5 protein-coding genes are annotated in these 6,267 nt (G+C 28.6%); all 5 read right to left on the bottom strand.

The annotated features are described in order from the left end of the window. Nucleotides 1-138 precede the first annotated feature (138 nt). Nucleotides 139-1,617 carry a stage IV sporulation protein A gene (gene spoIVA, locus RGC78_RS05195; protein WP_252212911.1) on the bottom strand — a complete coding sequence of 493 codons (1,479 nt, stop codon included), beginning with the start codon at nt 1,615-1,617 and terminating at the stop codon, nt 139-141. A 148-nt stretch (nt 1,618-1,765) separates the two neighbouring features. Further along, nucleotides 1,766-2,758, bottom strand: a complete 993-nt coding sequence (locus tag RGC78_RS05190) for an NAD(P)H-dependent glycerol-3-phosphate dehydrogenase (protein WP_252212912.1) — start codon at nt 2,756-2,758, stop codon at nt 1,766-1,768. A gap of 2 nt (nt 2,759-2,760) precedes the next feature. Beyond that, the gene (der, locus tag RGC78_RS05185; protein ID WP_252212913.1) at nt 2,761-4,077 is read right to left on the bottom strand and encodes a ribosome biogenesis GTPase Der; all 1,317 of its coding nucleotides are present in this window, start codon (nt 4,075-4,077) and stop codon (nt 2,761-2,763) included. Next, nucleotides 4,077-5,411 (bottom strand): DUF512 domain-containing protein, encoded by a 1,335-nt coding sequence (locus RGC78_RS05180; RefSeq protein ID WP_252212915.1) that lies wholly within the window; start codon nt 5,409-5,411, stop codon nt 4,077-4,079. Before RGC78_RS05180 ends, der begins: the two co-directional genes overlap by 1 nt. Nucleotides 5,412-5,604: 193 nt before the next feature. Continuing rightward, nucleotides 5,605-6,261, bottom strand: a complete 657-nt coding sequence (gene phoU / locus RGC78_RS05175) for a phosphate signaling complex protein PhoU (RefSeq protein ID WP_252212917.1) — start codon at nt 6,259-6,261, stop codon at nt 5,605-5,607. Nucleotides 6,262-6,267 lie beyond the last annotated feature (6 nt).

Here is a 6,267-nt window from a genome sequence, read left to right as displayed (position 1 = left end):
GTACTCATAATACCTTTAAAACACATTATTTTAAAAGTTATCCACAAATTTTTTAATAATATAAATTCCTAAAGAATTAAAAAGGAGTTCAAAGACTCTTTCTCTTTAAACTCCTTTTAAATTATTAATCCCTTAAAGTTAAAGAATTATACAAATCAAACCGCCATTACCTTCATTAATAATTTTTTGAAGTGTCTTTTGAATTTTAACTTGTACATCTTCTGGCATCTTATATAATTTGTTTTGAAGTCCTTCTTTAACTAGTACTTCTAAAGATTTTCCAAACATGTTGCTTTGCCATAGTTGTGCTGGGTCTGTTTCAAATTGTTCTAGTAACCCCTTTACAAGTTCTTCTGATTCCTTTTCAGATCCCATTATTGGGCTAATCTCTGTCTTTATGTCACACTTTATAAAATGTAAGCTTGGAGCACTTGCTTTTAATTTAACACCAAATTTACTTCCTTGTTTTACAATCTCTGGTTCCTCGAATTTCATTTCTGATAGTTGTGGTGCTACCAATCCATAACCAGCTTCCCTAACATCCTCCAAGGCATCTTTAACCTTATCATACTCTAATTTTGCATAAGTTAAATCTTTTATTATACTTAAAAGATCACTTTCTGAATTTACTTCTAAATCACATATTTCACTAAGTATTTTATAAAATATACCATCTTTAGGTTTCATAAGTATATTTGCTGTTCCATTGCCTAAATCAACTTCTTTAATAGATGTTGTGCCCATAAATTCTTTTTCTTCAAAACTATTTAATATATGTTTAACATCTCTAACTTTTGAAATTTCATTACTCATAGTTAAAATGACATCGAAGAAGTTCTTTTTCAACCAATGATTACAGTCTAATTTTTCTAACCATTCTGGCATATCTATATTAACTTCTTTTACTGGGAATTCTCTAAGTACATACTCAAATAAGTCTTCTATATCTTCTTCATCCATATTGTATATATCCATTACTTTTACTGCTACATTATATTTTGCTTCTAATTCATTTTTTAATGCTTTTGTTTCTTGAGAATTGGGTTTATTAGTATTAAGTACAACCACAAATGGTTTATTTATTGATTGAAGCTCATATATAACTCTTTCTTCTGCCTCCATATAATCTTCTCTTGGTATTCCTGTAATACTTCCATCTGTTGTAATTACAAGTCCTATGGTTGAATGATCACTGATAACCTTTCTAGTGCCTATTTCTGCTGCATCTTCAAAAGGAATTTCATACTCATACCATGGTGTATGTACCATCTTACTTTCTTCACCTTCTAAATATCCCAATGCACTTTTTACAATATATCCTACACAATCTACCATTCTAACTTTAAATTTTGTTTCATCTCCTAAATTTATCTCTACCGCCTCATTTGGTACGAATTTAGGTTCTGTTGTGTGAATACTTTTACCTGAACCACTTTGTGGTAACTCATCTTTCGCTCTTTCTTTCTTATAAGTATTATCAATCTTTGGTATTACCATAAGGTCCATAAACCTTTTTATAAAAGTTGATTTACCAGTTCTTACCGGTCCAACTACTCCTACATATATGTCCCCTTGGGTTCTTTCAGCTATATCTTTGTATATGTTAAAGCTGTCCACATTATTCCCTCCTTATTCTTTTTACCAATATATATATATTCTTAAAAAACTAAAAATATACAGATTAAATAAAATTTTAAATAGAAAAGTCCTAAAAAGACTTTATTAACACAGTTATATGGTTAAAAAATTCTTTTTAGGACTAATATTAAAATATTTCACTTTTCTTTTCGCGAAGCATAAGTTCTTCAATCCCTAATTTAGGATCCTTTTTCTCAAATAAAACTTTATACAAAATGTCAGTTATAGGCATAGATACTCCTATTTTTTCTTTCAATTCATAAAAGGCTTTACAAGCTTTTACACCCTCAACTACCATTCCTATTTCTTCAATTGCTTTATCTGCATTCATACCACTTCCAATTAATAAACCTGCTTTTCTGTTCCTAGAATGATTAGAAGTACATGTTACTATCAAATCTCCCATTCCAGTCAAACCATAAAAAGTTTCTTCTCTTCCACCAAGAGCTAAACCTATTCTAGAAATTTCTTTCATTCCTCTGGTCATTAATGCAGCTTTAGTGTTATCTCCATAACCTAAACCATCTAAAATTCCAGCAGCTAGTGCAATTATGTTTTTAACAGCACCTCCAACTTCTACTCCTATCAAATCTTCATTTGTATATACCCTAAAGAAAGAGGTCATAAATAAATTTTGAACTTCACTAGCAGAATTCATATTTTCTGAAGAAACTACAAGTGTTGTTGGCAGTTTCAATACTACTTCTTCAGCATGACTAGGTCCCGATAAAACAACAATTGGATTATTTAACTCTTCCTTAATAACGGCAGATAATCTTTTATCAGTATGTTCTTCGATTCCTTTGGCAATTGAAATTATAATAGTTTCTTGTTTTATTTTATTTTTTAACTGTTTGCAAATACTGCGTATTGTATGAGATGGTATTGCTAAAACAATATATTCAGCATTTTCAGTTGCTTTTTCTAAATTATCAAATGCTTTAATATTACTAGGAATTTCTAAATTTTTTATATATTTATCATTTCTTCTATTAATATTTATGTCATCAACAACTTTTTTATCTCTATTGTATATACTTACAGTATTCCCCTTCTCCGCAAGCAGTATAGCTAAAGCTGTTCCAAAACTTCCTCCACCTATAAAACTTACTTTATTCATTACTATTCCTTCCTTTGTCTATACTCGATTTGTATACCAGTACCTTTAAAATCAAAACTATTTCTTAATTGATTTTCTAAATATCTTTCATAAGAAAAATGTGAAGCACTAGCATCGTTAACGAAAAATACAAACTTAGGTGGTTTAGTAGCAACTTGAGTTGCATAATATATCTTCATTCTCTTAAGGCTAACTATTGGTGGTTCTTTCATTAGTATCGCCTTACTTATTACATCATTTAATATTCCTGTAGATACTCTCTTGTTATAATTGTTATAACATTTTTTAGCTAATTCTAAAATTTTATGAGTTCTTTGTCCTGTTAATGCTGAAATAAATAGATATTCAGCATATGGCATAAATTTCAAACTACCTTGTAAGTCTTTTTTAAACTTCTCCATAGTTTTGTCATCTTTCTCAACAAGATCCCATTTATTTACAAGAACTATAATAGCTTTATTTAACTCATGAGCATAACCTATTATTTTTTCATCTTGTTCTGTTACACCATCTTGAGCATCTATCATAAGTATACATACATCTGCTTTTTCTATTGATGCATATGTTCTTATAACACTATATCTTTCTATTTCTTCTTTAACTTTGCTTTTTCTTCTAAGTCCAGCTGTATCGATTAAAATGAATTTTCCTTGTTCTGTTTCTAAATAACTATCTATAGCATCTCTAGTTGTTCCTGCTATATCAGAAACAATAAGTCTTTCTTCTCCTAACAACTTATTTATCAATGATGATTTTCCTACATTAGGCTTTCCAATCATAGCTATTCTGATATATTCATCCTCTTCAGCATCAGCATCAAATCTATCAAAATGTTCTACTACTCTATCAAGCATATCACCAAGACCTAATGCTTGTGATGCTGATATTGTTATAGGATCACCAATTCCTAAGTTATAAAATTCCCAACTGTTTTCTTCATATTTTAAAGAATCAATTTTATTTACTACTAATACTACTGGCTTTTTACTTTTTCTTAACATATTAGCTACTTCTTGATCCGCAGCAGTTAAACCTTCTTTACCATCAACTATAAATACTATTACATCAGCAGTTTCTATAGCAATATTCGCTTGTCTTCTCATTTGTTTCATTATTATATCGTCATTTGTAGGTTCTATACCACCAGTATCTATCATAGTAAAGTTATAATTTAACCATTCAGCCTCAGCATAAACTCTATCTCTTGTCACTCCCGGTGTATCTTGTACTATGGAAATTCTCTTCCCTGCTAATTTATTAAATAATGTTGACTTACCAACATTTGGTCTTCCTACTATTGCAACTATCGGTTTTCCCATTAAAATTCCTCCTTATATTCGTTTAATATACTAATTAAATTTTCTCCTGTGTAATCTGTTACTATAACTTTTACATCTAATGCCTCTTCAATATCTCTAATTTTCAAATCATCTAGCATAATTTGTTCACTAGAGTCAGCTAATTCATATCCTTTTCTAAACATACAATCAGCCATTAATAAATATTTCGTATTTATTTTTCCTTTTAATTGATTTATTATATCAGTTCCAGTTAAAAGTCCTGTTATAGTTATTGTTTCTCCAAAATAATTGTTTATTACTTTGTATACATCTAATTTTATATTAGGATTTTTTTTCAAAATCTTATCTCTAGCTTTTATAATTTCTTCATAAGCTAAAGCACCTGTTGCGATTGAAAAACTCCCCTTAGAATTTTTATCTAGATCATTTAATGTTTCATCTATAACATCATTAAAGTATCTTACAACCCCTACGCCATCTTCTAGTTGTTCATATCCTCTATAGAAGTCATTACCTGGAACTTCCTTGCCTGAAACTATATAAAATTCATCTGATAGCCTTACAAAAGGTTCATTTACTTCTTTCATAAATTTATCTTGAAGTTCTTTAACCATTTCGATTTCTTTTGCAGATTGCTCCTTAGTAAATGTCTTTACATGTTGAAGTTTTTCTCTAAATTTAGTTATTCCTATTGGAACAACAGCCACACTAGCTACAAATGGATGAAGCTTATATAAATCTTCTATAGTTCTCTTTAATTCATCTCCACTATTTATGCCTGGTATACATACTATTTGAGCATTTATTGTAATTCCTGAATCTGTTAATCTTTTTAATCTCTCTAATATATTTCCTGCAAATCTATTATTCAACATTTTAACCCTAAGTTCTGGGTTTGTTGTATGTACTGATACATTAATTGGACTTATGTGATATTTTATTATTCTATCAATATCTTCTTCCTTCATATTAGTTAATGTAACAAAGTTTCCTTGAAGAAAAGATAATCTAGAATCATCATCTTTAAAATATAAAGTATCTCTCATTCCAGGTGGTAATTGATCTATAAAACAAAAAATGCATTTATTACTACATCTTTTTGCTTTATCCATTATGCCACCGCCAAATTCAAGACCTATATCTTCTCCGTATTCTTTTTCTATTTCTATTTCCCAAATTTCGCCATTTGTTTTTTCTATTTCTAAAACTATTTCTTCATCTGCTGATAAAAATTTATAATCCATAATATCGCCTATTGGAGTTTGATTAATAGATATTAGACTATCATTTATTTCTATTCCAACTTCTTCAGCAATACTGTATTCTTCTACTTTTGTTATAATATTTTTCATTTTTTCACTCCTAATTATAACATCCCATCTTCATTATAGTACGTTTAATTATATAATAACTAACTAGTTATTGCAAACACTATATTTAAAACCATTTTTTATTCATTTTTCCCTAAAATAAACTTTAAGTTTAAACCTTTTTTTATAAGTAAAGGCTAGGAATAATTTACTTCCTAGCCTCTACTTTATTCTTTTATTCATTTAAATCCACATAAGTTCCGTTCTTTGAAAAAATTGTCCATTCACATATATTAGTAACATGATCTGCAATTCTTTCTAAATACTTTATTACAAATAATAGTTGTGTTCCTTGATTAATTAAATTCTCATTCTTTTTAATTTCATTTATGCAAACACCAAATAATCTTTTATATAAATCATCTATTGCATCATCCATTTTACATATTTTATATGCAAATTTAACATCATCCCTTATATATGAATCTATTGCTAATCCAATCATTTCTCTAACTCTTATTTCCATATCCCACAATTCACTAATATTTTCTTTAAATACTACTCTATCTAATCTTTTAGTTATTTTGCATATATCCACTGCATGATCTGCCATTCTTTCTAGATCTGTTACTATTTTTGATGCTGTAAACACTCTTCTTAAATCTGTTGCAAGTGGTTGCTCCATTGCAATAAATTTTATACAATCTTCTTCTATTATTTTTTGCAACTCATCTACTTTATCATCGTATTTTATAACCTTATCTGCCATATCTGAATCATGATTTTTCAATGAAACCATACTATCATGTATTTGTTTTTCTACTAAACTTGTCATTTTTAATAATTGTCTATTAATTTCTTTAACTCTAGCATCTTGAGATTCTCTTGTCATTAATCC

It is taken from the genome of Clostridium aquiflavi (genome assembly GCF_031344075.1).
GTDB classification, from domain to species: Bacteria; Bacillota; Clostridia; order Clostridiales; family Clostridiaceae; genus Clostridium; species Clostridium aquiflavi.
The sequence above is the reverse complement of the archived record's forward strand: the minus strand, read 5'-3'. Positions and strand labels throughout refer to the sequence as shown.

Excerpts from the sequence above, each read along its gene's own strand:
- phoU (WP_252212917.1), bottom strand. The coding sequence starts at position 6,261 with ATGACAAGAGAATCTCAAGATGCTAGAGTTAAAGAAATTAATAGACAA.
- der (WP_252212913.1), bottom strand. The coding sequence starts at position 4,077 with ATGGGAAAACCGATAGTTGCAATAGTAGGAAGACCAAATGTTGGTAAG.
- RGC78_RS05180 (WP_252212915.1), bottom strand. The coding sequence starts at position 5,411 with ATGAAAAATATTATAACAAAAGTAGAAGAATACAGTATTGCTGAAGAA.
- RGC78_RS05190 (WP_252212912.1), bottom strand. The coding sequence starts at position 2,758 with ATGAATAAAGTAAGTTTTATAGGTGGAGGAAGTTTTGGAACAGCTTTA.